Raw genomic sequence first — 23,936 nt, 5'->3', positions numbered from 1 at the left:
GTCTGTGTCTGACGAAGCCCGCCGGGCAGCGATGACCACGCATCGGTCACCCATGGTGAACAAGCTGGGGAATACAGATGGCTTACTCATATACTGAGAAAAAACGCATCCGCAAGGATTTCGGCAAACTGCCCCAAGTGATGGATGTGCCTTACTTGCTGGCGATCCAGCTTGATTCCTATTACGACTTCCTCCAGCAAGATCGTTCGCCCGACGAGCGTCACGAAGTCGGCTTGCACGCGGCTTTTAAGTCCGTGTTTCCGATTGAGAGCTTCTCCGGTAATGCGGCGCTTGAGTATGTCAGCTACCGTTTCGGCACGCCGGCGTTCGATGTTAAGGAGTGCCAGCTGCGCGGCGTCACTTACTCCGCCCCGCTGCGCGTGAAGGTTCGCTTGATCATCTATGATCGCGACTCCTCAAACAAAGCAATCAAAGATATTAAAGAGCAGGAAGTCTACATGGGGGAAATCCCCCTGATGACCGAGAACGGTACCTTTGTTATCAACGGTACTGAGCGGGTTATCGTTTCCCAGCTCCACCGCTCACCCGGTGTGTTCTTCGATCATGACAAAGGTAAGAGTCACTCTTCCGGTAAGCTGCTCTATTCAGCCCGGGTGATTCCTTACCGTGGTTCTTGGTTAGACTTTGAGTTTGACCCCAAAGACAACGTCTTTGTACGTATTGACCGTCGCCGCAAACTGCCGGCGTCGGTGCTGATGCGTGCGTTAGGGATGAACACCGAAGAGATCCTGGCCGAGTTCTTTGAAACCAGCGTCTTTCACATTGAGAAATCCGGTTTCTATGTGGAGCTGGTTCCGTCGCGCCTGCGCGGCGAGACGGCTACTTTCGACATCAAAGATGACGAAGGTAATGTGATCGTTGAAGAGGGGCGTCGGATTACCCAGAAGCATATTCGCCAGCTTGAAAAAGCCGGTCTTGAGCGTCTGGATGTGCCGATGGAATACCTATTCGGTAAAACCCTGGCAAAAGATCAAATCGACTCTAAAACAGGCGAGCTGATCTGCCCGTGTAATACCGAGATCACACCAGAAGTGCTTGAGCGCATGGCCCAGGGCGGCATTACCCTGGTCGAAACGCTCTACACCAATGATCTCGACTGCGGTTCATTCATTTCCGACACCTTGAAGCTGGATGCTACTAATTCCGCGCTTGAAGCGTTAGTCGAAATTTACCGCATGATGCGTCCCGGCGAGCCGCCGACCAAAGAGTCTGCTGAGACGCTGTTTAACAACCTGTTCTTCTCTGAGGACCGCTACGACCTGTCGGGCGTTGGCCGCATGAAGTTCAACCGCCGTCTGCGCCGTGATACCGATACCGGCTCCGGCGTACTGGATCGTAAAGACATCCTTGATGTGCTGCGCGAGCTGATCAGTATTCGTAACGGCTTCGGTGACGTTGACGATATCGATCACCTGGGTAACCGCCGTATTCGCTGTGTGGGCGAAATGGCCGAGAACCAGTTCCGCGTTGGCTTGGTGCGTGTAGAGCGTGCCGTCAAAGAGCGTCTTTCCATGGCGGAAAGCGAAGGCCTGATGCCGCAAGACTTGATCAACGCCAAGCCCGTTGCGGCGGCGGTAAAAGAGTTCTTCGGTTCCAGCCAGCTTTCGCAGTTTATGGATCAGAACAACCCGCTTTCGGAAGTGACCCACAAGCGTCGTGTGTCTGCACTCGGCCCCGGTGGTTTGACCCGTGAGCGCGCTGGCTTCGAAGTACGTGACGTTCACGCCACGCACTACGGGCGTCTATGCCCGATCGAAACGCCAGAAGGCCCGAACATCGGTCTGATTAACTCGCTGGCCACCTACAGCCACACTAACAGCTACGGTTTCCTTGAAACGCCGTACCGTAAAGTGGTTGATCGTCAGTTGACGGACGATATCGTCCACCTCTCGGCGATCGAAGAGGGCGACTTTGTTATCGCCCAGGCGTCAGCAGCGGTAGATGAGTCCAACAAACTAAGTGATGACCTAGTTCAGGTTCGTCACCGCGGTGAAACGACCTTTATGCGTCCTGAGCAAGTGACGCTAATGGACGTATCGCCACGTCAGGTCGTCTCCGTCGCAGCGGCATTGATTCCGTTCCTGGAGCACGATGACGCCAACCGCGCCTTGATGGGTTCTAACATGCAGCGTCAGGCGGTGCCGACCCTGCGTGCTGATAAGCCGTTGGTAGGTACGGGCATGGAGCGCTTTGTTGCCCGTGACTCCGGCGTCTGTGCGGTGGCCAATCGCGGCGGCGTGATTGATTCCGTGGATGCGCGTCGTGTGGTGGTACGGGTTAATGAAGATGAAATTATCGGCGGTGAAGCCGGTGTGGATATCTACAACCTGACCAAGTACACCCGCTCGAACCAGAACACCTGTATGAACCAGCGCCCCATCGTGCGGCCTGGTGACAACGTGGCGCGTGGCGATATTCTCGCCGACGGCCCGTCTGTCGACATGGGTGACCTGGCCCTTGGCCAGAACATGCGCATCGCGTTTATGCCCTGGAACGGTTACAACTTCGAGGACTCGATCCTGCTTTCCGAGCGGGTCGTTCAAGAGGACCGTTTCACGACGATTCATATTCAGGAACTGACCTGTGTGTCTCGCGACACCAAGTTAGGCTCGGAGGAGATTACTTCCGATATCCCGAACGTGGGTGAGTCTGCGCTCTCCAAGCTGGATGAGGCGGGCGTTGTTTACATCGGTGCTGAAGTTGGCCCCGGTGACATTCTGGTCGGTAAGGTGACGCCGAAAGGTGAAACCCAGCTGACGCCAGAAGAGAAGCTGTTGCGTGCCATCTTCGGTGAGAAAGCGTCTGACGTTAAAGATACTTCCCTGCGTGCCCCGACCGGCATGAAAGGCACGGTCATCGACGTTCAGGTGTTTACTCGTGACGGCGTTGATAAAGACTCTCGCGCACTCTCCATTGAGCGTACGCAGCTTGATGAAGTGCGTAAGGATCTGCAAGAGACGTACCGGATTGCTGAAGACGCCACTTTTGAGCGCCTACAGCGCACCCTTGATGGCCAAGCTGTCAATGGCGGTCCGAACCTCAAAAAGGGCGACGTGCTAGACGAGGCATACCTGGATGAGCTGCCGCGCCAGCAGTGGTTCAAACTGCGCATGCAGGATGAGTCCTACAATGAGCTGTTGGCTCAGGCCGACGAGCAGCTTGAAAACCGTCGTAAAGAGATGGACGAGCGCTTTGAAGATAAGAAGCGCAAGCTGACCCAGGGCGATGACCTCGCGCCGGGCGTGCTGAAAATCGTTAAAGTCTACATGGCTGTTAAGCGTCGCATCCAGCCAGGCGACAAGATGGCGGGTCGTCACGGTAACAAAGGTGTTATCTCGGCCATTATGCCGATCGAAGACATGCCGTTTGACGAGAAGGGCGAGCCGGTCGACGTGGTGCTAAACCCGCTGGGCGTACCGTCGCGGATGAACGTTGGTCAGATCCTTGAGACGCACCTGGGCATGGCGGCACGTGGCTTGGGCGTCAAGATCGAAGCCATGCTGCGCGACGCACGCGGTCAGCAAGTCGCGGAGATTCGTGACTTCCTGGGGCAGATCTACAATACCCAGGGTACACGTGTTGAAGATCTCGATTCCCTGACCGACGATGAAATCATCGCCCTGGCGAAGAACCTCAAAGGCGGTGTGCCGATGGCAACGCCGGTGTTTGACGGTGCTAAAGAGCACGAAATCAAGCACCTGCTGAAGCTGGCGGACATCCCTGAATCGGGGCAGATGGCCCTGTTCGATGGCCGTACCGGTGACGCCTTTGATCGTCCGGTTACCGTCGGCTACATGTACATGCTGAAGCTTAACCACTTGGTAGACGACAAGATGCACGCGCGTTCTACCGGTTCTTACTCGCTGGTTACCCAGCAGCCCTTGGGTGGTAAGGCGCAATTCGGTGGTCAGCGCTTCGGTGAGATGGAAGTGTGGGCGTTGGAAGCTTACGGCGCCGCATACACGCTACAAGAGATGCTCACCGTCAAGTCGGACGACGTCGAAGGCCGCACCAAGATGTATAAAAACATCGTGGATGGCGACCACACCATGCAGGCAGGCATGCCGGAATCCTTCAACGTACTGGTGAAGGAAATCCGCTCGCTGGGCATCGATATCGAGTTAGAGAGCTAGGAGCCGTCCCATGAAAGATTTGGTGAAAGTACTCAAATCGCAGTCTCAGTCCGAAGAGTTTGACGCGATCAAGATTACCCTGGCGTCGCCGGACATGATTCGCTCCTGGTCGTTTGGCGAGGTGAAGAAGCCTGAGACCATCAACTACCGTACCTTTAAACCGGAGCGGGACGGCCTGTTCTGCGCCAAGATTTTTGGTCCGGTAAAAGACTATGAGTGCTTGTGCGGCAAATATAAGCGCATGAAGCACCGCGGTATTATCTGCGAAAAATGTGGCGTTGAAGTGACCAAAGCCGCCGTGCGCCGTGAGCGCATGGGGCACATTGAGCTGGCTTCCCCGGTTGCTCACATTTGGTTTTTGAAGTCACTGCCGTCGCGTATTGGCATGTTCCTCGATATGACCTTGCGTGATATCGAGCGCGTGCTGTACTTCGAAAGCTTTGTCGTGATCGATCCAGGCATGACCACGCTGGAGCGTGGTCAGCTGATGAACGACGAGCAGTACTTTGAAGCACTGGAAGAGTTTGGCGACGACTTTGACGCCCGCATGGGTGCCGAAGCCGTTCAAGAGCTGCTCAAAGATATCGATCTGGAAGAAGAGATTAACCACCTGCGTGAAGAAATTCCGCAGACCAACTCTGAAACCAAGATCAAGAAGCTCTCCAAGCGCCTTAAGCTGCTTGAAGCCTTCTACCACTCTGGCAACGCGCCGGCGTGGATGGTCATGGAAGTGCTGCCCGTGCTGCCGCCGGACCTGCGTCCGCTGGTGCCGTTGGACGGTGGCCGCTTCGCGACCTCTGATCTCAACGACCTTTACCGTCGTGTGATCAACCGTAACAACCGCCTGAAGCGTCTGCTTGACCTCAATGCGCCGGATATTATCGTGCGTAACGAGAAGCGTATGCTTCAGGAAGCGGTCGATGCACTGCTGGATAATGGTCGTCGTGGCCGCGCGATCACGGGCTCTAACAAGCGTCCGCTGAAATCGCTCGCCGATATGATCAAAGGTAAGCAGGGCCGTTTCCGTCAGAACTTGCTGGGTAAGCGCGTCGACTACTCGGGCCGTTCGGTCATCACCGTAGGTCCGACGCTGCGTCTGCACCAGTGTGGTTTGCCCAAGAAAATGGCGCTTGAGCTGTTTAAGCCGTTTATCTACTCCAAGCTGCAGTCGCTGGGCTACGCCTCAACGATCAAAGCCGCCAAGAAGATGGTCGAGCGCGAGCTGCCGGAAGTGTGGGACATCCTCGCTGATGTTATCCGCGAACACCCGGTACTGCTTAACCGCGCGCCCACGCTTCACCGTCTGGGTATCCAGGCGTTTGAGCCGCTGTTGATCGAAGGTAAAGCGATTCAGCTGCACCCGCTGGTGTGTGCTGCTTACAACGCCGACTTTGACGGTGACCAGATGGCGGTACACGTACCGCTAACCCTGGAAGCGCAGCTTGAAGCCCGTGCGCTGATGATGGCCACCAACAACGTGCTGTCGCCCGCTAACGGCGAGCCGATCATCGTACCGTCGCAAGACGTTGTTCTGGGTCTTTACTACATGACCCGCGAAAAGATCAACGCCAAAGGCGAAGGCATGGTGTTCTCTGACCTCAATGAGGTTGAGCGCGCCTTCGGTACGCAGTCCGTATCGCTGCACGCCCGGGTTAAAGTGCGCCTGGACGAGATCGATATTGAAGAGGAAACCGGCGTGCGCAGCTTCCATCGCCGTATTTATGACACCACGGTCGGTCGTGCGATGCTGTTCCGCATTCTGCCCGAAGGTGTGCCCTTCGCGCTGATCGATCAGCCCATGAAGAAGAAGGCGATCTCCAGCCTGATCAACGAAGTCTATCGTCGTGCCGGCCTTAAGCCGACCGTCATCTTCGCTGACCAGCTGATGTACACCGGCTTCCGCTTAGCGACTTGGTCCGGTGCGTCAATCGGTGTTAACGACTTCGTTATCCCCGAAGCGAAAACCGAAATCGTTGACGCCGCGGAAGCCGAAGTTAAAGAGATCGAAGACCAGTTCTCTTCTGGCCTGGTAACCGCCGGTGAGAAGTACAACAAGGTTATCGATATCTGGTCGAAGGCCAACGATAAAGTCGCCAAGGCGATGATGGTGGGTATCTCGAAAGAGACCGTCATCGATCGTGATGGTAATGAAGTTGAGCAGGACTCGTTCAACAGCGTCTTCATCATGGCCGACTCTGGTGCGCGTGGTTCGGCTGCCCAGATTCGTCAGTTGGCCGGTATGCGTGGCCTGATGGCCAAGCCGGATGGGTCGATCATCGAAACGCCGATCGTTGCCAACTTCCGTGAAGGTCTGAACGTACTTCAGTACTTCATCTCGACCCACGGTGCACGTAAAGGTCTGGCGGATACGGCCCTGAAAACGGCTAACTCCGGTTACCTGACGCGTCGTTTGGTCGATGTGGCGCAAGATTTGGTTATCACTGAGGTTGATTGTGGTACCGAAAATGGCTTGACGCTACACCCGATCATCGAAGGCGGCGACATCATCGTGCCGCTCTCTCAGCGTGTGCTAGGTCGCGTGGTTGCGCAGGATGTCGTTCATCCGGGCAGTGGTGAAGTGCAGCTCGCTAAAGGTACCCTGCTCGACGAGAAGTGGTGTGCCGAGCTCGACACCATGGGCGTCGACGAAATTGTCGTACGCTCCACGATTACTTGTGAGACCGCACATGGCGTGTGTGCCTCCTGTTACGGCCGTGACTTGGCGCGTGGCCATCAGGTCAACATTGGTGAAGCCGTTGGCGTTATCGCCGCACAGTCCATCGGTGAGCCGGGTACCCAGCTGACCATGCGTACCTTCCACATCGGTGGCGCAGCATCGCGTTCGTCTGCTGTGGATAGCGTACAAGTGAAGCACGGCGGTAAGGTTCGTCTGCACAACATCAAGCACGTTGAGCGTGGCGACGGCAAGCTAGTGGTGGTCTCTCGTTCGAGCGCCTTGGCTGTTGCTGATGACCATGGTCGAGAGCGCGAGTACTACAAGCTGCCTTACGGTGCTGAACTTTCTGTACGCGACGGTGATGTTGTAGATGCTGGTTCAATCGTCGCCAAGTGGGATCCGCACACCCACCCGATCGTTGCCGAAGTAGAAGGTAAGGCGCAGTTCATTGATCTTGACGAAGGTGTCACTATGCACCGCAGCGTCGATGAGATGACCGGCTTGTCCTCTATTGAGGTGATCGAGTCTGCAGCGCGCCCCATGGCTGGCCGCGATAAGCGCCCGATGGTTATGCTGCAGGACAACGCTGGCGAGTATGTTTCTGTTTCCGGTTCCAATACCCCGGTGCAGTACTTGCTGCCAGGCAACTCGATTATTTCGGTCGACGATGGTGTCACTATCGGTGTGGGTGAAGTCGTTGCCCGTATCCCGGTAGAAGCCTCGGCGAACAAAGATATCACCGGTGGTCTGCCACGCGTTGCTGACTTGTTCGAGGCGCGTAAGCCGAAAGAGTCGTCTATCCTGGCAGAAATCAGCGGTGTCGTTAGCTTTGGTAAAGAGACCAAAGGCAAGCGTCGCCTGATGATTACCCCAGAATCTGGCGATCCGTTTGAAGCCTTGATTCCGAAGTGGCGTCAAATTGCCGTCTTCGAAGGCGAAGCGGTTGAGAAGGGTGAAGTCATTTCTGATGGCCCGAGCAACCCTCATGACATCCTGCGTTTATTGGGTGTTGAAGAGCTCGCCAAGTACATTACGGCAGAAGTGCAAGACGTTTACCGTCTCCAGGGCGTTGGTATCAACGATAAGCACATTGAAGTGATTGTGCGTCAGATGCTGCGTAAGGTAGAGATTGCTGATTCAGGCGACTCTGATTTCATCACTGGCGACCAGGCAGAGCTGGTACGCGTGTTAGAGCAGAATATTCGTCTCGAAAAAGAGAAGAAATTCCCAGCCAAGTACCAACGCATGTTGCTGGGTATTACTAAGGCCAGCTTGGCTACCGAGTCATTCATTTCCGCGGCCTCCTTCCAGGAGACTACCCGCGTACTGACCGAAGCAGCGGTAACCGGCAAGCGCGATTACCTGCGCGGCCTGAAAGAAAACGTGGTGGTTGGTCGTCTAATACCAGCAGGTACGGGCTTGACTCACCACGCAGAGCGTCGTCGCAAGCGCGAAGGCGTTGAGCAACTGTTGAATCCCTCGGCGACCGAGGTAGAGCAGGAGCTAGGTGCCCAGTTAACCGCTCTCGATTCTGACGACGAGCTGTAAATTTGGTGCTTGAAACAAGCAGTAAAATTAGTAAGTAGCATAAGTTGCTGGCCTAAAACGTCACCTTGCTGGTAAAACCGCCAGCAAGGCTTGACGGCACCTAGGGTCAGCCTTTAGAATGCGCAGCCTTTAACAGTGGGGTGGGTGCGCCCGCATCCGCTGCACGTATTTGTTAAAAAGGCTACTTGTTGAAAGACAAGGCAACCATTGGAGTCAGCTAAACACCATGGCAACGATTAATCAGCTAGTGCGCAAGCCGCGCAAGCGCCCCGTCACTAAAAGTGACGTGCCCGCGCTGCAGGCCTGTCCGCAAAAGCGCGGCGTATGTACGCGCGTTTACACCACCACCCCGAAGAAGCCGAACTCGGCCCTGCGTAAGGTTTGCCGTGTGCGCCTTACCAACGGTTTCGAAGTGTCTTCTTACATCGGTGGTGAAGGTCACAACCTTCAAGAACACTCTGTCGTTTTGATTCGCGGCGGTCGTGTAAAGGATTTGCCAGGTGTGCGTTATCACACCGTTCGTGGCGCCCTTGACACCTCTGGCGTTCAAAATCGTCGTCAGGGTCGTTCTAAATACGGTACTAAGCGTCCTAAGTCCTAATAAGGCTGGGGTAGCTGTACAGCATGGCCGATTTTATTGGTGTGCTGAGTAGCGATTATCACGAATTTGACGGTCTGATAAGAGTAAGGTCGGGCGGCGCTTTGTCTTGGTACAAGCTCATGAGTTCCGGGTTTACCTGAAAGATCCTTAATTGAGGGCTTATCATGCCTAGAAGAAGAGTAGTAGCTAAACGCGACATCCTTCCGGATCCTAAGTTCGGAAGTGAGCGTCTGGCGAAGTTCATGAACCACCTGATGGTCAGCGGCAAAAAGTCCATAGCTGAGCGTATCGTTTACGGTGCGTTGGACAAGGTTGCCGAACGTAGTAAAGAAGATCCGCTGGAGATCTTCGACAAAGCGCTGGAAGCCATCCAGCCCATGGTCGAAGTGAAGTCGCGCCGCGTTGGTGGTGCGACCTATCAGGTGCCGGTTGAAGTACGTCCGTCTCGTCGCCAAGCGCTAGCAATGCGCTGGCTGGTAGACGCGGCGCGTCGTCGCGGTGAGAAAACCATGGTGCAGCGTCTAGCAGGCGAAATGCTGGATGCCGCGGAAGGTAAAGGTTCTGCCGTTAAGAAGCGCGAAGACGTGCATCGCATGGCAGAAGCCAACAAGGCCTTCTCGCACTACCGTTTCTAAAATCGGTGTTTCTAGAAACTGCGTTTCTAAGCACGGCGTTTTTAAGTACGGCTTTATGGTTTTTATATGCACGTTGTTCAGCATGGCGAAGTGTTTGCTGAGTCGCGTTGTTGCAATGCATTAGTTGCAATATCCAGCCGCTACCATTCAGTGGTAGCGGCGGACGCATAAGCCTCGCTTGCATACGCCGCTAAATTAACGAGCATCGCCAACAAACGGGAGTTTCACCGTGGCACGCAAGACTCCACTAAATCGCTATCGTAATATCGGTATCGTCGCTCACGTTGACGCGGGTAAGACTACGACGACTGAGCGGGTACTGTTCTATACCGGCCTTTCCCACAAAGTGGGCGAAGTGCACGACGGTGCTGCGACCATGGACTGGATGGAGCAGGAGCAGGAGCGTGGTATTACGATCACCTCAGCTGCAACTACCTGTTTCTGGCAGGGCATGAACAAGCAGTTCCCCGAGCACCGTATTAACATTATCGACACCCCAGGGCACGTTGACTTCACGATCGAAGTTGAGCGTTCTTTGCGCGTACTTGATGGTGCGGTGGTTGTACTGTGTGGTTCTTCCGGCGTTCAGCCGCAGACCGAAACGGTATGGCGCCAAGCCAATAAGTACGAAGTGCCGCGCATGGTTTTCGTCAACAAGATGGACCGTACCGGTGCTGATTTCTTCATGGTTGTCGACCAGTTGAAAGAGCGCCTGGGTGCTAATGCTGTGCCGATCCAGATTAACTGGGGCACGGAAGAAGACTTTAAAGGTGTTATCGACCTTATTCAGATGAAAGCCATCCTGTGGGATGAAGAAAGTCTGGGTATGACCTATGACCTCGTGGATATTCCTGCTGAGTTACAAGAAACAGCAGAAAAGTATCGCGAAGAGATGGTCGAGGCTGCTGCCGAAGGCTCTGATGAGCTGATGGAGAAATACCTTGAAGGCGGCGAGTTAACGATTGAAGAGATCAAGGCTGGCCTGCGTGCGCGCACCCTGGCTAACGATATCGTTCTGGTTACCTGTGGTTCTGCGTTTAAGAACAAGGGTGTTCAGGCCGTGCTGGATGGCGTTATCGAATTCATGCCTTCGCCAACAGAAGTTAAGGCGATCGAAGGTGAGTTGGATGACAAAAACGGCACCGTTGATACCCGTGAAGCGGACGACAGTGCACCGTTTGCGGCGTTGGCGTTTAAAATCGCCACCGACCCCTTTGTTGGTACGCTGACCTTTATCCGCGTCTACTCGGGCGTTCTGAAATCTGGCGACGGTGTTTATAACTCCGTTAAGCAGAAGAAAGAGCGCGTTGGCCGTATCGTTCAGATGCACGCCAACTCCCGTGAAGAGATCAAAGAAGTACTGGCGGGCGATATCGCCGCTTGTATCGGTCTCAAAGACGTCACCACCGGTGATACCCTGTGCGACATCGATAACAAAATTGTTCTCGAGCGTATGGAGTTCCCGGATCCGGTTATCTCGGTTGCTGTAGAGCCTAAATCTAAGGCAGACCAAGAGAAGATGGGTGTCGCTCTGGGCAAACTTGCTCAGGAAGATCCCTCCTTCCAGGTTAAAACCGACGAAGAAACCGGCCAGACGATTATTTCTGGTATGGGTGAGCTTCACCTGGATATCCTCGTTGACCGTATGCGTCGCGAGTTTAAGGTTGAAGCCAATATTGGTAAGCCGCAGGTTGCCTATCGCGAAACGATTCGCGGCAGCATTGAGCAAGAAGGCAAGTTCGTGCGTCAGTCTGGCGGTCGTGGTCAGTACGGTCACGTTTGGCTACGTATTGAACCGCTGACTAAAGAAGAGAAGGGTGAAGGCGAAGATGAAATCTTCTTCAAATTCACTTCTGAAATCGTGGGTGGTGCGGTTCCGAAGGAATACGTTCCCGCGGTTGAGAAGGGTGCTTACGAGCAGCTCAAAAACGGTGTCATCGCGGGTTACCCGATGATTGACGTTAAAGTGTCGCTGTTCGACGGCTCCTTCCACGACGTAGACTCCAACGAGACTGCGTTTAAGATTGCTTCTTCTATGGCAGTGAAAGAAGGTGCCAGGAAGGCCAAGGCCGTGCTGCTGGAGCCGGTGATGAAGGTCGAAATCGTGACCCCCGAAGAATTTATGGGTGACGTCATGGGCGACCTGAGCCGTCGTCGCGGCTTGGTGCAGGGCATGGATGACTCTTCTTCTGGTAAAGTCATTCGTGCAACGGTGCCACTGGGCGAGATGTTCGGTTATGCAACCGATCTGCGCTCACAAACCCAGGGCCGTGCGAGCTACTCTATGGAGTTCTCGAAGTACGACGAGGCGCCCTCCAGCGTCGTTGAAGCCGTCATCAATCAAAACGGTTAACCGTTAGCTAACGTAAAGAGGTTATAGCAGTGGCTAAGGAAAAATTTGAACGTTCCAAACCGCACGTCAACGTCGGCACCATTGGTCACGTCGACCACGGTAAAACGACTCTGACAGCGGCCCTAACTCGCGTGTCTGCTGAGGTTTTCGGTGGCGACTGGAGTGAATTCGCCGCTATCGATAATGCGCCGGAAGAGCGCGAGCGTGGTATCACGATCGCGACATCGCACGTGGAATATCAGTCTGAGGCGCGTCACTACGCGCACGTTGACTGCCCAGGTCACGCCGACTACGTCAAGAACATGATTACCGGTGCTGCGCAGATGGACGGCGCTATCCTGGTATGTTCTGCCGCAGACGGCCCGATGCCGCAAACGCGCGAGCACATCCTGCTCTCGCGTCAGGTTGGCGTACCGTACATCGTTGTGTTCCTGAACAAAGCGGACATGGTCGATGACGAAGAGCTGCTCGAGCTGGTAGAAATGGAAGTTCGCGAACTTCTAGACCAGTACGACTTCCCGGGCGACGACACGCCGATCATCACTGGTTCTGCGCTGATGGCGTTGAATGGTGAAGATGAGAATGGCATGGGTACTACTGCGGTAGCTAGCCTGATCAAAGCTCTGGATGAGTATATTCCTGAGCCGGAGCGCGCTATCGACCAGCCGTTCCTGATGCCGATCGAAGACGTGTTCTCTATCTCTGGCCGCGGTACTGTTGTTACCGGTCGTGTAGAGCGCGGCATCGTTAAAGCGGGCGAAGAAGTGGAAATCGTGGGTATCCGCGACACCACCAAAACGATCGTTACCGGTGTTGAAATGTTCCGTAAGCTGCTCGACGAAGGTCGTGCTGGTGAGAACGTTGGCGCCCTGCTGCGTGGTACTAAGCGTGATGACGTCGAGCGTGGTCAAGTATTGGCCAAGCCGGGCACCATCAACCCGCACACTACCTTCGAAGCAGAAGTTTACGTACTGTCCAAAGAAGAGGGTGGTCGTCATACGCCTTTCTTCAAGGGCTACCGTCCGCAGTTCTACTTCCGTACCACCGACGTAACCGGTACTTGTGAACTGCCGGAAGGCGTTGAAATGGTCATGCCGGGTGACAACGTTCAGATGGTTGTTACCTTGATCGCTCCGATCGCAATGGACGAAGGTTTGCGCTTCGCTATTCGTGAAGGCGGCCGTACTGTCGGTGCTGGCGTTGTGGCCAAGATCGTCAAGTAAGCGACATGCTTGAATGATGAAGGGGGCTCTGATGAGCCCCCTTTTCTGCGCACCAACAGCAAATGTTTGACATGGGCTTTTGGCGTGCCTATAATGCGCATCCTTTGAATGCGTGGGTAGACGGCTCGCGCCGTCGACATCCATTGGAGTTTAAGGCAAATGCAGAACCAAAAGATTCGCATTCGGTTGAAAGCATTCGACCATCGCCTGATCGATCAGTCCACAGCAGAGATCGTTGAAACTGCTAAGCGTACTGGTGCTCAGGTTCGTGGCCCGATTCCGCTGCCGACCAATCGCGAGCGTTACACCATTCTGATCTCGCCGCACGTCAACAAAGATGCGCGTGACCAGTATGAGATTCGTACGCACAAGCGTGTGCTCGACATTGTTGAGCCGACTGAGAAAACTGTTGATGCATTGATGAAGCTCGATCTCGCCGCAGGTGTTGACGTGCAAATCAAGCTCAACTAATTACACTAGTCACTTTGCGGCCCAGCGCTCATCGCTCGTTTATACGAGTCTAGCATGAGCAGCAGCCGCCGCGCCGTGAGGCGCCATACAATGTGCTAGTGGAATGCTCTGGAAAGGGCAGCCATAGCGGGTGATAGCCCCGTACACTATAGGAGACTGAGTATGACTATCGGTTTAGTCGGTAAAAAGGCCGGGATGACCCGTGTCTTTACCGAAGACGGCGCGTCTGTGCCCGTAACCGTTATTGAAGTTGACCCTAATCGTGTTACACGCGTTAAATCTGTCGAGTCTGACGGTTACGCAGCGATTCAGGTCACATCTGGCTCTCGCAAAGCGAAGCACCTCACCAAAGCGCAAGCGGGTCAGTTTGCCAAGGCGGGTGTTGAAGCTGGTCGTGCACTGATGGAATTTCGTCTTGCAGAAGGCGAAACAATTCCTGAAGTGGGCGGCGAAATCACCGTATCCCTCTTCGAAGCTGGTCAAATGGTTGACGTGACTGGCACCTCTAAGGGTAAAGGCTTCCAGGGTGCTGTTAAGCGCTGGAATTTCCGTACCCAAGATATGACTCACGGTAACTCTCTGTCGCATCGCGCGCCGGGTTCTATCGGCATGTGTCAGACGCCGGGTCGCGTTTTCAAAGGCAAAAAGATGGCCGGTCAAATGGGTAACGCCCGTTGCACCGTGCAGAGCCTTGAGATCGTCCGTGTCGACGCCGAGCGTAACCTGCTGCTGATTAAAGGCGCCGTACCGGGTGCTCCCGGTAGTGACGTTATCGTTCGCAGCGCCGTGAAAGCAGGCTGAAGGGGATAATTACCAATGAATCTGAATCTTGCTGCAGGCGCGGGTACCGTTGAAGTAGCCGACGCCACTTTTGGCAAAGAATTCAACGAAGCGCTCGTTCACCAGGTTGTCACTGCCTATTTGGCGGCTGGTCGTCAGGGAACCCGCGCACAAAAGAGTCGTTCCGACGTTCGTGGCGGTGGTAAAAAGCCGTGGCGTCAGAAAGGCACCGGTCGTGCACGTGCCGGTACCATCCGCTCTCCGCTATGGCGTAGTGGTGGCGTAACCTTCGCGGCGCGTCCGCAAGACTACACCCAGAAGGTTAACCGCAAGATGTACCGCGCAGCGATGCGCTCCATCTTGTCAGAGCTGGTACGTCAAGAGCGTTTAGTCGCGATTGAAGAGTTCGTCGTCGATGCGCCTAAGACCAAGCAGGTAGCTGCCAAGCTGAAAGAGCTCAACCTTGAAAAAGTGTTGATCGTCACTGAAGAAATCGACGAGAAGCTCTATTTGGCCGCACGCAACCTTCCCCACGTTGACGTGGTGGATGTCGCGGCAGCTGACCCGGTAAGCCTGGTAGCCTTTGATAAGGTCCTGATTACCGTCTCCGCCCTGCGTAAATTCGAGGAGAAGCTGGCATGAACCAGGAACGCGTATTTAAGGTTCTGCTTGGGCCGCACGTGACCGAAAAGGCCGCAATGGCAGCCGAGCGCAACCAGTACGTTTTCAAGGTGGCATCTGATGCTACCAAGCCCGAGATCAAAAAGGCCGTTGAAGCACTCTTCGGCAAAAAGGTCGGTAGTGTTCAGGTACTGAACATGAAGGGTAAAACAAAACGTACTGCGAACGGCGTTGGCCTGCGTAAGGGTTACCGCAAAGCGTATGTGACCCTGGCTGCGGGTGAAACGCTCGAAGACTTCTCTGGCGCCGAATAAGGGCAGGAGTACGGATAATGGCAATCGTCAAGACCAAACCCACTTCCGCCGGTCGTCGCCACGTCGTCAAGATCGTTGGCGAGGAACTGTTTAAAGGCCGTGCTTATGCACCGCTTTTGGAAAAACAGTCCAAGTCCGGCGGCCGGAATAACTACGGTCGTATCACCACCCGCCACGTGGGCGGTGGTCATCGTCACCACTATCGGCTGATCGATTTCAAGCGCACCAAGGATGGCATTCCTGCCACCGTTGAGCGTCTTGAGCACGATCCCAACCGCAGTGCGCACATTGCGCTGCTGAAGTATGCCGATGGTGAACGTCGTTACATCATTGCACCGAAAGGTGTCAGCGCGGGTGACGTGCTGGAATCTGGTGTTAACGCGTCAATCAAGAAAGGCAATGCCTTGCCGCTGCGTAACGTTCCGCTGGGTTCTACGGTGCACTGCATCGAACTCAAGCCGGGCAAAGGTGCGCAGATTGCTCGCAGTGCCGGTACAAGCGCCCAGTTGGTTGCTCGTGAAGGTAACTATGCCACCTTGCGTCTTCGCTCTGGCGAAATGCGTAAAGTGTTGGCCGAGTGCCGCGCGACGTTGGGTGAAGTGAGCAACTCTGAGCACAGCCTGCGTCAACTTGGCAAGGCCGGTGCGAAGCGCTGGAGAGGCGTGCGTCCGACTGTTCGCGGTGTCGCGATGAACCCAGTCGATCACCCGCACGGTGGTGGCGAAGGCCGCACCAGTGGTGGTCGTCACCCGGTATCCCCATGGGGCGTGCCGACTAAGGGTCACAAGACGCGTAAGAACAAGCGCACCGACAAGCTGATCATTCGTCGTCGTAACAAGACGCGTTGATCTAAATTGCCAAGACATTAAGAGGTAACGGCTGTGCCACGTTCACTAAAGAAAGGTCCCTTCATTGACCTTCATCTTTTGAAGAAGGTAGAGGCTGCAGTGGAGAAGAACGATCGCAAACCGATCAAGACTTGGTCGCGTCGTTCTATGATCCTGCCCAATATGGTAGGCCTCACTATCGCGGTCCATAATGGTCGCCAACACGTCCCGGTGCATGTTTCCGAGGAAATGGTTGGCCACAAATTGGGCGAATTCGCTGCTACCCGCACTTATCGTGGGCATGCGGCGGATAAAAAAGCCAAACGGTAAGCCAGAGAGGATTGAGAGATGGAAGTCACAGCTAAGCTGCTTGGCGCTCGTTTATCCGCCCAGAAGGCCCGTTTGGTGGCTGACCAGGTGCGCGGTAAACCTGTCGCCGAGGCACTCGACCTGCTGACCTTCTCACCGAAGAAGGCTGCCAAGCTGGTTAAGAAGGTGCTGCAATCCGCGATTGCGAATGCGGAAGAAAATAACGGCATGGATATTGACGAGCTGCGTGTCTCGACCATCTGCGTCGATGAGGGCATGACGCTCAAGCGTATCAAGCCGCGTGCCAAGGGGCGTGCGGATCGTATCTTGAAGCGCACGTGCCACATCACCGTCAAGGTAGCCGAGAAGTAGGAGTCGACCGATGGGTCAGAAAGTCAATCCAACAGGCATTCGACTGGGCATCGTCAAAGACCATGCTTCTGTCTGGTATGCTGAGCGCGGCGCTTACGCCGATAAGCTCAATAACGATCTCGAAGTGCGTAGCTTCCTGGAAGAGCGTCTTAAAAGCGCCTCCGTTAGCCGCATCCACATCGAGCGTCCGGCGAACAACGCCCGCATCACCATTCACACTGCCCGTCCGGGTATCGTGATTGGTAAGAAAGGTGAAGATGTCGACCGTTTACGTCGCGATCTCACCCAGATGATGGGTGTTCCCGTGCATGTGAACATCGAAGAAGTTCGCAAGCCGGAGCTGGATGCCAAGCTAGTCGCTGCTAACGTAGCGGGTCAGCTTGAGCGTCGCGTCATGTTTCGTCGTGCTATGAAGCGCGCGGTACAGAACGCAATGCGTCTTGGCGCTGGTGGCATCAAAATTCAGCTGTCAGGTCGTCTTGGTGGCGCTGAAATCGCACGTACCGAATGGTACCGCGAAGGTCGCGTTCCGCTGCACACGTTGCGTGCGGATATCGACTACGCCACTTACGAAGCTCACACCACCTACGGCGTTATCGGCGTCAAAGTGTGGATCTTCAAGGGTGAAATCCTCGGCGGTATCGAGGAAGTACGTGCCAAGGCCAAACAGCCTGCCGGCAACGCGCCCAAGAAGAAAGGTTCCAGGTAAGGGGAGAGCGAGTCGATGTTACAGCCCAAGCGTATGAAATTCCGCAAGATGATGAAAGGCCGCAACCGTGGCCTGGCGCATCGCGGAAGCAAGATCAGCTTCGGGGAATACGGCCTTAAAGCTACTGGTCGCGGCCGCATCACTGCGCGTCAGATCGAAGCAGGCCGTCGTGCGATCACACGTCACGTAAAACGTGGCGGTAAGATTTGGATCCGCGTCTTCCCTGATAAGCCGATCTCCAAGAAGCCGCTCGAAGTTCGTATGGGTAAAGGTAAAGGTTCTGTTGAGTACTGGGTTGCCCAGATCCAACCGGGTCGGGTCCTGTATGAAATTGAAGGCGTGTCGGAAGAGCTCGCTCGTGAAGCGTTTGAGCTTGCCGCACAGAAAATGCCCTTATCCACCACCTTTGCGAAACGGACGGTGATGTGATGAAAGCCCAGGAAATTCGTGAAAAGTCCGCAGGAGAGCTCCAGGAGCAACTCCTCGAACTCCTCCGCGAGCAGTTTAACCTGCGCATGCAGAAGGCCACTGGCCAACTGAGCCAGACTCATCTGCTCAAGCAGGTCCGCCGGGATATCGCCCGCGTTAAGACTTTGCTCAACGAGAAGGCAGGTGATTGAGATGGCCGAAGAAAACACAAAGCGTACGCTCACCGGTAAAGTGGTGAGCGATAAGATGGATAAGTCCATCGTCGTTATGATCGAGCGGCGCGAGCGTCACCCGATCTACGGAAAATACGTTAAGCGCTCCACCAAGCTGCACGCCCATGATGAGGCGAACCAGGCTAAGGCAGGCGATACGGTCTCTATTCAAGAGTGCCGTCCGCTTTCCAAGAAAAAAGCTTGGACGCTGGTCGAGGTGGTTGAACACGCCAAGGGTTAATCCCTGGCTTGTCAATCAGTGCAGTCAGATTAGGTTTGGAGAAAACCGATGATTCAGACTCAGACAATGCTGGATGTCGCCGACAACAGCGGAGCGCGCCGGGTGCAGTGCATCAAGGTGTTAGGCGGTTCACACCGTCGTTACGCTCGCGTTGGTGATATCATCAAGGTCACGGTTAAGGAAGCGATTCCGCGTGGCAAGGTCAAAAAAGGCCAGGTGCTAAAAGCGGTCGTGGTCCGGACCCGTAGTGGCGTCCGTCGTCCCGACGGTTCGCTCATCCGTTTCGATGGAAATGCGGCAGTTTTGTTGAATAACACCAACGAACAGCCCATCGGTACCCGTATTTTTGGGCCGGTGACTCGTGAACTTCGTAATGAAAAGTTCATGAAGATCATTTCCTTAGCGCCTGAAGTGCTGTAAGGAGCGAGGCGGATATGCAAAAGATCAAACGTGACGATGAAGTCATCGTCATCGCCGGGAAGGATAAAGGCAAACGTGGCACCGTTAAGCGGGTATTAGAAAACCGTTTCTTGGTGTCCGGTGTGAACATGATTAAACGTCACACCAAGCCAAATCCCATGGCGGGAAATCAGGGCGGTATCGTCGAGCGTGAGGCTCCGATTCACGCGTCCAACGTAGCCATCTTCAATTCGGAGACCGGTAAGGCGGATCGCGTCGGCTTCCAAGTAAAGGAAGACGGTACCAAGGTACGTATCTACAAGTCGACGCAGACGCAGATCGACGCCTAACGCGAGTCGGGTAGCAAAATGGCGAACTTGAAAGAACGTTATCAAAACGAGGTAGCAGCTCAACTCAAAGAAGAGTTCAGCTATGCCAACGTTATGCAGGTACCCCGGATCACGAAAGTGACTCTGAACATGGGTATCGGCGAAGCAGTCAACGATAAAAAGTTGATTGACAATGCCATCGGCGATCTAGAGAAACTCTCTGGTCAAAAACCGTTGGTGACCAAGGCACGTAAGTCCATCGCGGGCTTTAAGGTACGTGAAGGTTGGCCAATCGGGATTAAGGTGACCCTGCGCGCTGAGCGCATGTGGGACTTCCTGGACCGCTTGGTTTACATCGCGATTCCCCGCGTGCGTGACTTCCGTGGTCTTAACCCGAAGTCTTTTGACGGTCGCGGCAATTACTCCATGGGTGTGCGTGAGCAGATCATCTTCCCGGAGATCGAGTATGATAAGATCGATCGTATCCGGGGGTTGGACGTCACTATCACTACTACCGCCAAAACCGACGAGGAAGGTCGTGCGCTGCTAACCGCGCTGAACTTCCCCTTCAAGAAATAAGGGTTGGATCATGGCTAAGAAAAGTATGATAGAGCGTGAGCTTAAGCGTACGCAGCTGGTGGCAAAGTATGCCACCAAGCGCGCTGAGCTTAAGAAAATCATCTCGGATGTGAACACGTCTGAGGAAGACCGCTTCGAGGCGACGCTGAAGCTGCAGCAATTGCCGCGTGACTCAAGCCCGGTACGTCAGCGTAACCGCTGCCGTATCACCGGTCGTCCGCACGGTTTTTACAACAAGTTCGGCCTCGGCCGTAACAAGCTGCGTGAAGCCGCCATGCGTGGCGACGTTCCTGGTCTTAAAAAGTCCAGTTGGTAACGCCACGTAGTATCATCAGGAGCGCACATTAAATGAGCATGCAAGACACTCTGGCGGATATGTTTACTCGTATCCGCAATGCGCAGATGGCCACCAAGGAGACGGCTACCATGCCGTCCTCCAAGCTGAAAGTACAAGTGGCCCGAGTGCTAAAGGAAGAAGGCTACATTGCCGACTTTACGGTTGCCGAAGGTGTTAAGCCTGAGCTAACCATCACTCTCAAGTACTTTGAGGGTAAGCCGGTCATTGAGCATATTCAGCGGGTTTCCAAGCCGTCCCTGCGCCGTTACATGGGTAAGGACAACTTGCCTAAGGTCGCCGATGGTCTCGGTATCGCGATTGTCACCACGTCAACGGGTGTCATGACCGATCGTGCCGCGCGCCAAGCGGGTGTCGGTGGCGAAGTCATCTGCACCGTATTCTAGGAGGCTGGAATGTCCCGCATAGCGAAATATCCGGTTAAAGTGCCTGCCAGTGTTGAGATTAAAATCAATGCTGACCAGCTGACCGCCAAAGGCGGCCAAGGCACACTATCGATGACCATTCACCCAGATGTGGTGATTGGTCAAGAAGATGGTCAGCTGACCTTCGCCCCGAGTGAGTCTGCCAAGAGCTGGGCAATGGCCGGTACTACCCGCGCCTTAGTTCAGAACCTGGTAACGGGCGTATCCGAGGGCTTCACACGAACCCTCGAAATTGTTGGCGTCGGTTATCGTGCCCAAGCTAAGGGCCAGACGCTCAATCTTTCACTGGGCTTCTCGCACCCGGTCGACTACGAACTGCCTGAAGGTGTCTCAGCGGAAACGCCGAAGAACACCGTGATCGTGCTGAAAAGCGCGAACAAGCAGCAGCTCGGTCAGTGCGCCGCGGAAATCCGCGCTTTCCGTCCGCCCGAGCCGTATAAAGGCAAGGGTGTACGGTACGCCGACGAGCAGGTGCGTCGCAAAGAAGCCAAGAAGAAGTAAGGCAGGGTTATGAACGCGAAGAAAGAATCTCGTCTCCGTCGTGCCCGCCGCGCTCGCGCAAAGATCCGCGAGCTGGGCGTGTATCGCCTGTGCGTCAACCGTACCCCGCGTCACATCTATGCGCAGATTATCTCGCCGGATGGTGGCAAAGTGCTAGCCAGTGCTTCTACGCTGGACAAAGCACTGCGCGAGGGTGCGACCGGTAACTCAGATGCCGCCTCTAAAGTAGGTGCTCTGATTGCTGAACGCGCTAAAGAAGCAGGCATCACCCAGGTGGCCTTCGACCGTGCTGGCTTTAAGTATCACGGCCGCGTCAAGGCGCTGGCCGACGCCGCACGTGAAGGCGGCCTGGAATTCTAAAGGGTTTTACGATGGCGAAGAACGAACAGCAAAGCGGTGATCTGCAAGAGAAGTTAGTGCAGGTCAACCGCGTCGCCAAGGTGGTCAAGGGTGGTCGTATTTTCGGCTTCACCGCACTGACCGTCGTTGGTGATGGTAAAGGTCGTGTCGGTTTCGGTCGTGGCAAGGCGCGTGAAGTGCCTGTCGCAATCCAGAAAGCGATGGATCAAGCTCGTCGCAACATGGTCAAGGTGAACCTCGCTGGCCAAACGCTGCAGTACCCGGTAAAAGCCCGTCACGGTGCTTCAAAGGTGTACATGCAGCCGGCTTCCGAAGGTACCGGCATCATCGCCGGTGGCGCCATGCGCTCTGTATTAGAGCTTGCCGGTGTCCACGACGTACTGGCCAAGTGCTACGGTTCCACCAACCCGGTTAACGTGGTGCGAGCGACTGTTAAAGGTCTCTCCGCCATGCAAGCACCGGAAGACATTGCCGCTAAGCGCGGTCTGTCTGTCGAAGCGATCACGGGGTAAGGCACCATGGCAGCAACGATCAAGGTTACCCAGATCCGCAGCACCATCGGCATTATGCCCAAGCACAAGGCTACTATGAAAGGCTTGGGCCTGCGTCGCATCGGTCATACGGTTGAACTGGAAGACACCCCTGCCGTACGCGGCATGATCCACAAGGTAACTTACCTTGTGCGCGTTGAGGGAGAGTAATCCATGAAACTCAATAACCTAAGCCCGGCTCCGGGCTCCAAACACGCTGCAAAGCGTGTGGGTCGTGGCATCGGTTCCGGTCTTGGTAAGACCGGTGGCCGTGGTCACAAAGGTCAGAAATCACGTAGTGGCGGCAGTGTTAAGCCCGGTTTCGAAGGCGGTCAGATGCCTTTGCAGCGTCGTTTGCCGAAATTCGGTTTTACGTCTGCAAAGTCGCTGGTCTCTGAAGAAGTACGCCTGGCAGAACTTGCTAAAGTTGCCGGTGGCGAAGTCACCATGGCATCTTTGAAAGAAGCCAACGTGCTTAAGGACTCTACGCTACACGCGAAGATCATCCTTTCTGGCGAATTGAAAACAGCGGTTACCGTTCGCGGAATCAAGGTCACCAAAGGTGCCCGTGAAGCGATCGAAGCCGCTGGCGGCAAGGTAGAGGACTAAATGGCCAAGTCAGGAAAAATGCCGGCGATGGGCAGCGGTCTGAGTGAACTGTGGGCGCGTTTGCGCTTCGTGCTCCTCGCCATCGTGGTGTACCGTATTGGTGCCCACATTCCCGTTCCCGGTATCAATCCTGACCAGCTTGCTGCCTTGTTTAGGGAGCAACAGGGTACCATCCTGGGCATGTTTAACATGTTCTCGGGTGGCGCCCTGGAGCGCATGAGTGTTCTCGCCCTGGGTATCATGCCCTATATTTCGGCGTCGATTATCATGCAGCTCATGACTGCGGTCTCCCCTCATCTTGAACAGCTCAAGAAAGAGGGTGAGGCTGGCCGCCGCAAGATTAGCCAGTACACCCGCTACGGCACGGTGATACTGGCGTTTGTCCAGGCTACCGGCATGTCCGTCGGTCTGGCTAGCCAAGGCATCGCGTACAGTGCTGACTTTAGCTTCTACTTCACCGCCGTGATTACGTTTGTATCAGGCGCGGTGTTTATGATGTGGCTAGGTGAGCAGATTACCGAGAAGGGCATTGGCAACGGTATTTCGTTGCTGATCTTCGCCGGTATTGTCGCCGGACTACCCAGTGCCGTGGGTCAAGCCTTTGAGCTTGCCCGTAATGAAGGGGCCTGGAATGTTCTGCCGCTGTTAGCGCTGTCTGTGTTAGGTATTGCGACTGTCGCCTTCGTGGTTTTCATTGAGCGTGGCCAACGCCGCCTCAAGGTTAACTATCCGCGGCGACAAGTGGGCAATAAGATGTATGCAGGGCAAAGTAGCTACCTGCCTTTGAAGGTCAACATGGCCGGCGTTATCCCGGCGATTTTTGCCTCCAGTATTCTGCTCTTTCCGGCCTCTATTGGTCAGTGGGTAGGTGCCGGTGAAGGTATGGAGTGGTTGCAGCGTGCATCTCAGGCATTAGGCCCAGGTCAACCGCTTTACATCTTGCTTTTCGCGGCGGCAGTGGTATTCTTCTGCTTCTTTTACACAGCGCTGGTCTTCAACCCCAAGGATGTGGCTGACAATCTTAAAAAGTCAGGCGCTTTCCTGCCGGGCATTCGCCCCGGCGAGCAGACCGCTCGCTATATCGACAAGGTCATGACACGTCTGACCCTGTTCGGTGCCTTGTATATCACTGCGGTTTCCTTGATGCCCCAGTTCTTGATTGTGGCGTGGAACGTGCCGTTTTTCTTCGGCGGTACCTCGTTGTTAATCGTAGTCGTGGTCATCATGGACTTCATGGCCCAGGTGCAATCGCATCTCATGTCGCATCAGTATGACTCAGTGATGAAGAAGTCCAACCTGAAAGGCTACGGTAGCGGCGGTATCATGCGCTGAGGCGCCGCCCACCCCTATTAAGTTAGTGAAGGGGGCGTGCC

Annotated in this window: 28 protein-coding genes; all 28 read left to right on the top strand. The window is 54.9% G+C overall.

Features of this window, described 5'->3' with window-relative positions:
- Positions 1–77 precede the first annotated feature (77 nt).
- The 28 genes from rpoB (at position 78) to secY (ending at position 23,895) form a co-directional block, all read left to right on the top strand.
- Positions 78–4,154 carry a DNA-directed RNA polymerase subunit beta gene (gene rpoB / locus HZS80_RS11025; RefSeq protein WP_035564020.1) on the top strand — a complete coding sequence of 1,359 codons (4,077 nt, stop codon included), beginning with the start codon at positions 78–80 and terminating at the stop codon, positions 4,152–4,154.
- Positions 4,155–4,164: 10 nt separating this feature from the next.
- Complete coding sequence (gene rpoC / locus HZS80_RS11020) at positions 4,165–8,379, top strand: DNA-directed RNA polymerase subunit beta' (RefSeq protein ID WP_179916094.1); 4,215 nt, start codon at positions 4,165–4,167, stop codon at positions 8,377–8,379.
- A gap of 226 nt (positions 8,380–8,605) precedes the next feature.
- Positions 8,606–8,980 (top strand): 30S ribosomal protein S12, encoded by a 375-nt coding sequence (rpsL, locus tag HZS80_RS11015; protein ID WP_008959173.1) that lies wholly within the window; start codon positions 8,606–8,608, stop codon positions 8,978–8,980.
- A 164-nt stretch (positions 8,981–9,144) separates the two neighbouring features.
- On the top strand, positions 9,145–9,615 hold the full coding sequence (gene rpsG / locus HZS80_RS11010) for a 30S ribosomal protein S7 (protein ID WP_008959172.1): 471 nt from the start codon (positions 9,145–9,147) through the stop codon (positions 9,613–9,615).
- A 229-nt stretch (positions 9,616–9,844) separates the two neighbouring features.
- Positions 9,845–11,968: an elongation factor G gene (gene fusA, locus HZS80_RS11005; RefSeq protein WP_008959171.1), complete on the top strand. Its 2,124-nt coding sequence runs from the start codon at positions 9,845–9,847 to the stop codon at positions 11,966–11,968.
- Between the two features lie 29 nt (positions 11,969–11,997).
- Positions 11,998–13,191, top strand: coding sequence for an elongation factor Tu (gene tuf / locus HZS80_RS11000; protein ID WP_008959170.1), 1,194 nt, complete (start codon positions 11,998–12,000; stop codon positions 13,189–13,191).
- A gap of 159 nt (positions 13,192–13,350) precedes the next feature.
- The gene (gene rpsJ / locus HZS80_RS10995; protein ID WP_007112007.1) at positions 13,351–13,662 is read left to right on the top strand and encodes a 30S ribosomal protein S10; all 312 of its coding nucleotides are present in this window, start codon (positions 13,351–13,353) and stop codon (positions 13,660–13,662) included.
- A gap of 162 nt (positions 13,663–13,824) precedes the next feature.
- Entirely contained in the window at positions 13,825–14,463 is a 639-nt protein-coding gene (gene rplC / locus HZS80_RS10990) for a 50S ribosomal protein L3 (protein ID WP_008959169.1), read from the top strand.
- Positions 14,464–14,478: 15 nt separating this feature from the next.
- Positions 14,479–15,084, top strand: a complete 606-nt coding sequence (gene rplD / locus HZS80_RS10985; protein WP_008959168.1) for a 50S ribosomal protein L4 — start codon at positions 14,479–14,481, stop codon at positions 15,082–15,084.
- A complete protein-coding gene (gene rplW / locus HZS80_RS10980; protein WP_008959167.1) occupies positions 15,081–15,377 on the top strand; it encodes a 50S ribosomal protein L23 in 297 nt (98 codons plus the stop codon). The genes rplD and rplW overlap by 4 nt, the downstream gene beginning before the upstream one ends.
- A gap of 17 nt (positions 15,378–15,394) precedes the next feature.
- Positions 15,395–16,225, top strand: coding sequence for a 50S ribosomal protein L2 (gene rplB / locus HZS80_RS10975; RefSeq protein WP_008959166.1), 831 nt, complete (start codon positions 15,395–15,397; stop codon positions 16,223–16,225).
- A gap of 33 nt (positions 16,226–16,258) precedes the next feature.
- Positions 16,259–16,534, top strand: coding sequence for a 30S ribosomal protein S19 (rpsS, locus tag HZS80_RS10970; protein ID WP_009098993.1), 276 nt, complete (start codon positions 16,259–16,261; stop codon positions 16,532–16,534).
- An 18-nt stretch (positions 16,535–16,552) separates the two neighbouring features.
- On the top strand, positions 16,553–16,885 hold the full coding sequence (gene rplV, locus HZS80_RS10965; protein WP_007112002.1) for a 50S ribosomal protein L22: 333 nt from the start codon (positions 16,553–16,555) through the stop codon (positions 16,883–16,885).
- A gap of 10 nt (positions 16,886–16,895) precedes the next feature.
- Complete coding sequence (rpsC, locus tag HZS80_RS10960; RefSeq protein WP_008959164.1) at positions 16,896–17,594, top strand: 30S ribosomal protein S3; 699 nt, start codon at positions 16,896–16,898, stop codon at positions 17,592–17,594.
- A gap of 15 nt (positions 17,595–17,609) precedes the next feature.
- Positions 17,610–18,023 carry a 50S ribosomal protein L16 gene (gene rplP, locus HZS80_RS10955; RefSeq protein WP_007112000.1) on the top strand — a complete coding sequence of 138 codons (414 nt, stop codon included), beginning with the start codon at positions 17,610–17,612 and terminating at the stop codon, positions 18,021–18,023.
- Positions 18,023–18,214 carry a 50S ribosomal protein L29 gene (gene rpmC, locus HZS80_RS10950; RefSeq protein WP_007111999.1) on the top strand — a complete coding sequence of 64 codons (192 nt, stop codon included), beginning with the start codon at positions 18,023–18,025 and terminating at the stop codon, positions 18,212–18,214. The genes rplP and rpmC overlap by 1 nt, the downstream gene beginning before the upstream one ends.
- Position 18,215: 1 nt before the next feature.
- On the top strand, positions 18,216–18,476 hold the full coding sequence (rpsQ, locus tag HZS80_RS10945; protein WP_007111998.1) for a 30S ribosomal protein S17: 261 nt from the start codon (positions 18,216–18,218) through the stop codon (positions 18,474–18,476).
- A gap of 48 nt (positions 18,477–18,524) precedes the next feature.
- Positions 18,525–18,896: a 50S ribosomal protein L14 gene (rplN, locus tag HZS80_RS10940; RefSeq protein WP_008959163.1), complete on the top strand. Its 372-nt coding sequence runs from the start codon at positions 18,525–18,527 to the stop codon at positions 18,894–18,896.
- Positions 18,897–18,910: 14 nt separating this feature from the next.
- Positions 18,911–19,225, top strand: coding sequence for a 50S ribosomal protein L24 (gene rplX, locus HZS80_RS10935; RefSeq protein WP_007111996.1), 315 nt, complete (start codon positions 18,911–18,913; stop codon positions 19,223–19,225).
- Between the two features lie 18 nt (positions 19,226–19,243).
- On the top strand, positions 19,244–19,783 hold the full coding sequence (gene rplE, locus HZS80_RS10930; protein ID WP_007111995.1) for a 50S ribosomal protein L5: 540 nt from the start codon (positions 19,244–19,246) through the stop codon (positions 19,781–19,783).
- Positions 19,784–19,793: 10 nt separating this feature from the next.
- Positions 19,794–20,099: a 30S ribosomal protein S14 gene (gene rpsN / locus HZS80_RS10925; RefSeq protein WP_008959162.1), complete on the top strand. Its 306-nt coding sequence runs from the start codon at positions 19,794–19,796 to the stop codon at positions 20,097–20,099.
- A gap of 32 nt (positions 20,100–20,131) precedes the next feature.
- Positions 20,132–20,524, top strand: a complete 393-nt coding sequence (gene rpsH, locus HZS80_RS10920; RefSeq protein WP_008959161.1) for a 30S ribosomal protein S8 — start codon at positions 20,132–20,134, stop codon at positions 20,522–20,524.
- 9 nt (positions 20,525–20,533) lie between these two features.
- Entirely contained in the window at positions 20,534–21,064 is a 531-nt protein-coding gene (gene rplF / locus HZS80_RS10915; protein ID WP_035564027.1) for a 50S ribosomal protein L6, read from the top strand.
- A 9-nt stretch (positions 21,065–21,073) separates the two neighbouring features.
- On the top strand, positions 21,074–21,424 hold the full coding sequence (rplR, locus tag HZS80_RS10910; protein ID WP_008959159.1) for a 50S ribosomal protein L18: 351 nt from the start codon (positions 21,074–21,076) through the stop codon (positions 21,422–21,424).
- An 11-nt stretch (positions 21,425–21,435) separates the two neighbouring features.
- A complete protein-coding gene (gene rpsE / locus HZS80_RS10905) occupies positions 21,436–21,936 on the top strand; it encodes a 30S ribosomal protein S5 (protein WP_035564030.1) in 501 nt (166 codons plus the stop codon).
- Between the two features lie 6 nt (positions 21,937–21,942).
- Positions 21,943–22,125 carry a 50S ribosomal protein L30 gene (rpmD, locus tag HZS80_RS10900; protein WP_008959157.1) on the top strand — a complete coding sequence of 61 codons (183 nt, stop codon included), beginning with the start codon at positions 21,943–21,945 and terminating at the stop codon, positions 22,123–22,125.
- 3 nt (positions 22,126–22,128) lie between these two features.
- Positions 22,129–22,563: a 50S ribosomal protein L15 gene (rplO, locus tag HZS80_RS10895; protein ID WP_008959156.1), complete on the top strand. Its 435-nt coding sequence runs from the start codon at positions 22,129–22,131 to the stop codon at positions 22,561–22,563.
- A complete protein-coding gene (gene secY, locus HZS80_RS10890; protein WP_008959155.1) occupies positions 22,564–23,895 on the top strand; it encodes a preprotein translocase subunit SecY in 1,332 nt (443 codons plus the stop codon).
- Positions 23,896–23,936: the final 41 nt, after the last annotated feature.

This window comes from Vreelandella glaciei (assembly GCF_013415125.1).
GTDB classification, from domain to species: Bacteria; Pseudomonadota; Gammaproteobacteria; order Pseudomonadales; family Halomonadaceae; genus Vreelandella; species Vreelandella glaciei.
The sequence above is the reverse complement of the archived record's forward strand: the minus strand, read 5'-3'. Positions and strand labels throughout refer to the sequence as shown.

Excerpts from the sequence above, each read along its gene's own strand:
- rpsL (WP_008959173.1), top strand. The coding sequence starts at position 8,606 with ATGGCAACGATTAATCAGCTAGTGCGCAAGCCGCGCAAGCGCCCCGTC.
- rplN (WP_008959163.1), top strand. The coding sequence starts at position 18,525 with ATGATTCAGACTCAGACAATGCTGGATGTCGCCGACAACAGCGGAGCG.
- rpsG (WP_008959172.1), top strand. The coding sequence starts at position 9,145 with ATGCCTAGAAGAAGAGTAGTAGCTAAACGCGACATCCTTCCGGATCCT.
- rpmD (WP_008959157.1), top strand. The coding sequence starts at position 21,943 with ATGGCAGCAACGATCAAGGTTACCCAGATCCGCAGCACCATCGGCATT.
- rplW (WP_008959167.1), top strand. The coding sequence starts at position 15,081 with ATGAACCAGGAACGCGTATTTAAGGTTCTGCTTGGGCCGCACGTGACC.
- rpsQ (WP_007111998.1), top strand. The coding sequence starts at position 18,216 with ATGGCCGAAGAAAACACAAAGCGTACGCTCACCGGTAAAGTGGTGAGC.
- rpsN (WP_008959162.1), top strand. The coding sequence starts at position 19,794 with ATGGCTAAGAAAAGTATGATAGAGCGTGAGCTTAAGCGTACGCAGCTG.
- rpmC (WP_007111999.1), top strand. The coding sequence starts at position 18,023 with ATGAAAGCCCAGGAAATTCGTGAAAAGTCCGCAGGAGAGCTCCAGGAG.
- rplC (WP_008959169.1), top strand. The coding sequence starts at position 13,825 with ATGACTATCGGTTTAGTCGGTAAAAAGGCCGGGATGACCCGTGTCTTT.
- rplF (WP_035564027.1), top strand. The coding sequence starts at position 20,534 with ATGTCCCGCATAGCGAAATATCCGGTTAAAGTGCCTGCCAGTGTTGAG.
- rplO (WP_008959156.1), top strand. The coding sequence starts at position 22,129 with ATGAAACTCAATAACCTAAGCCCGGCTCCGGGCTCCAAACACGCTGCA.
- rplD (WP_008959168.1), top strand. The coding sequence starts at position 14,479 with ATGAATCTGAATCTTGCTGCAGGCGCGGGTACCGTTGAAGTAGCCGAC.
- rpsJ (WP_007112007.1), top strand. The coding sequence starts at position 13,351 with ATGCAGAACCAAAAGATTCGCATTCGGTTGAAAGCATTCGACCATCGC.
- rpsH (WP_008959161.1), top strand. The coding sequence starts at position 20,132 with ATGAGCATGCAAGACACTCTGGCGGATATGTTTACTCGTATCCGCAAT.
- rpsE (WP_035564030.1), top strand. The coding sequence starts at position 21,436 with ATGGCGAAGAACGAACAGCAAAGCGGTGATCTGCAAGAGAAGTTAGTG.
- rplR (WP_008959159.1), top strand. The coding sequence starts at position 21,074 with ATGAACGCGAAGAAAGAATCTCGTCTCCGTCGTGCCCGCCGCGCTCGC.
- rplP (WP_007112000.1), top strand. The coding sequence starts at position 17,610 with ATGTTACAGCCCAAGCGTATGAAATTCCGCAAGATGATGAAAGGCCGC.
- rpsC (WP_008959164.1), top strand. The coding sequence starts at position 16,896 with ATGGGTCAGAAAGTCAATCCAACAGGCATTCGACTGGGCATCGTCAAA.
- rplX (WP_007111996.1), top strand. The coding sequence starts at position 18,911 with ATGCAAAAGATCAAACGTGACGATGAAGTCATCGTCATCGCCGGGAAG.
- rplE (WP_007111995.1), top strand. The coding sequence starts at position 19,244 with ATGGCGAACTTGAAAGAACGTTATCAAAACGAGGTAGCAGCTCAACTC.
- rpoB (WP_035564020.1), top strand. The coding sequence starts at position 78 with ATGGCTTACTCATATACTGAGAAAAAACGCATCCGCAAGGATTTCGGC.
- secY (WP_008959155.1), top strand. The coding sequence starts at position 22,564 with ATGGCCAAGTCAGGAAAAATGCCGGCGATGGGCAGCGGTCTGAGTGAA.
- rplB (WP_008959166.1), top strand. The coding sequence starts at position 15,395 with ATGGCAATCGTCAAGACCAAACCCACTTCCGCCGGTCGTCGCCACGTC.
- rpoC (WP_179916094.1), top strand. The coding sequence starts at position 4,165 with ATGAAAGATTTGGTGAAAGTACTCAAATCGCAGTCTCAGTCCGAAGAG.
- rplV (WP_007112002.1), top strand. The coding sequence starts at position 16,553 with ATGGAAGTCACAGCTAAGCTGCTTGGCGCTCGTTTATCCGCCCAGAAG.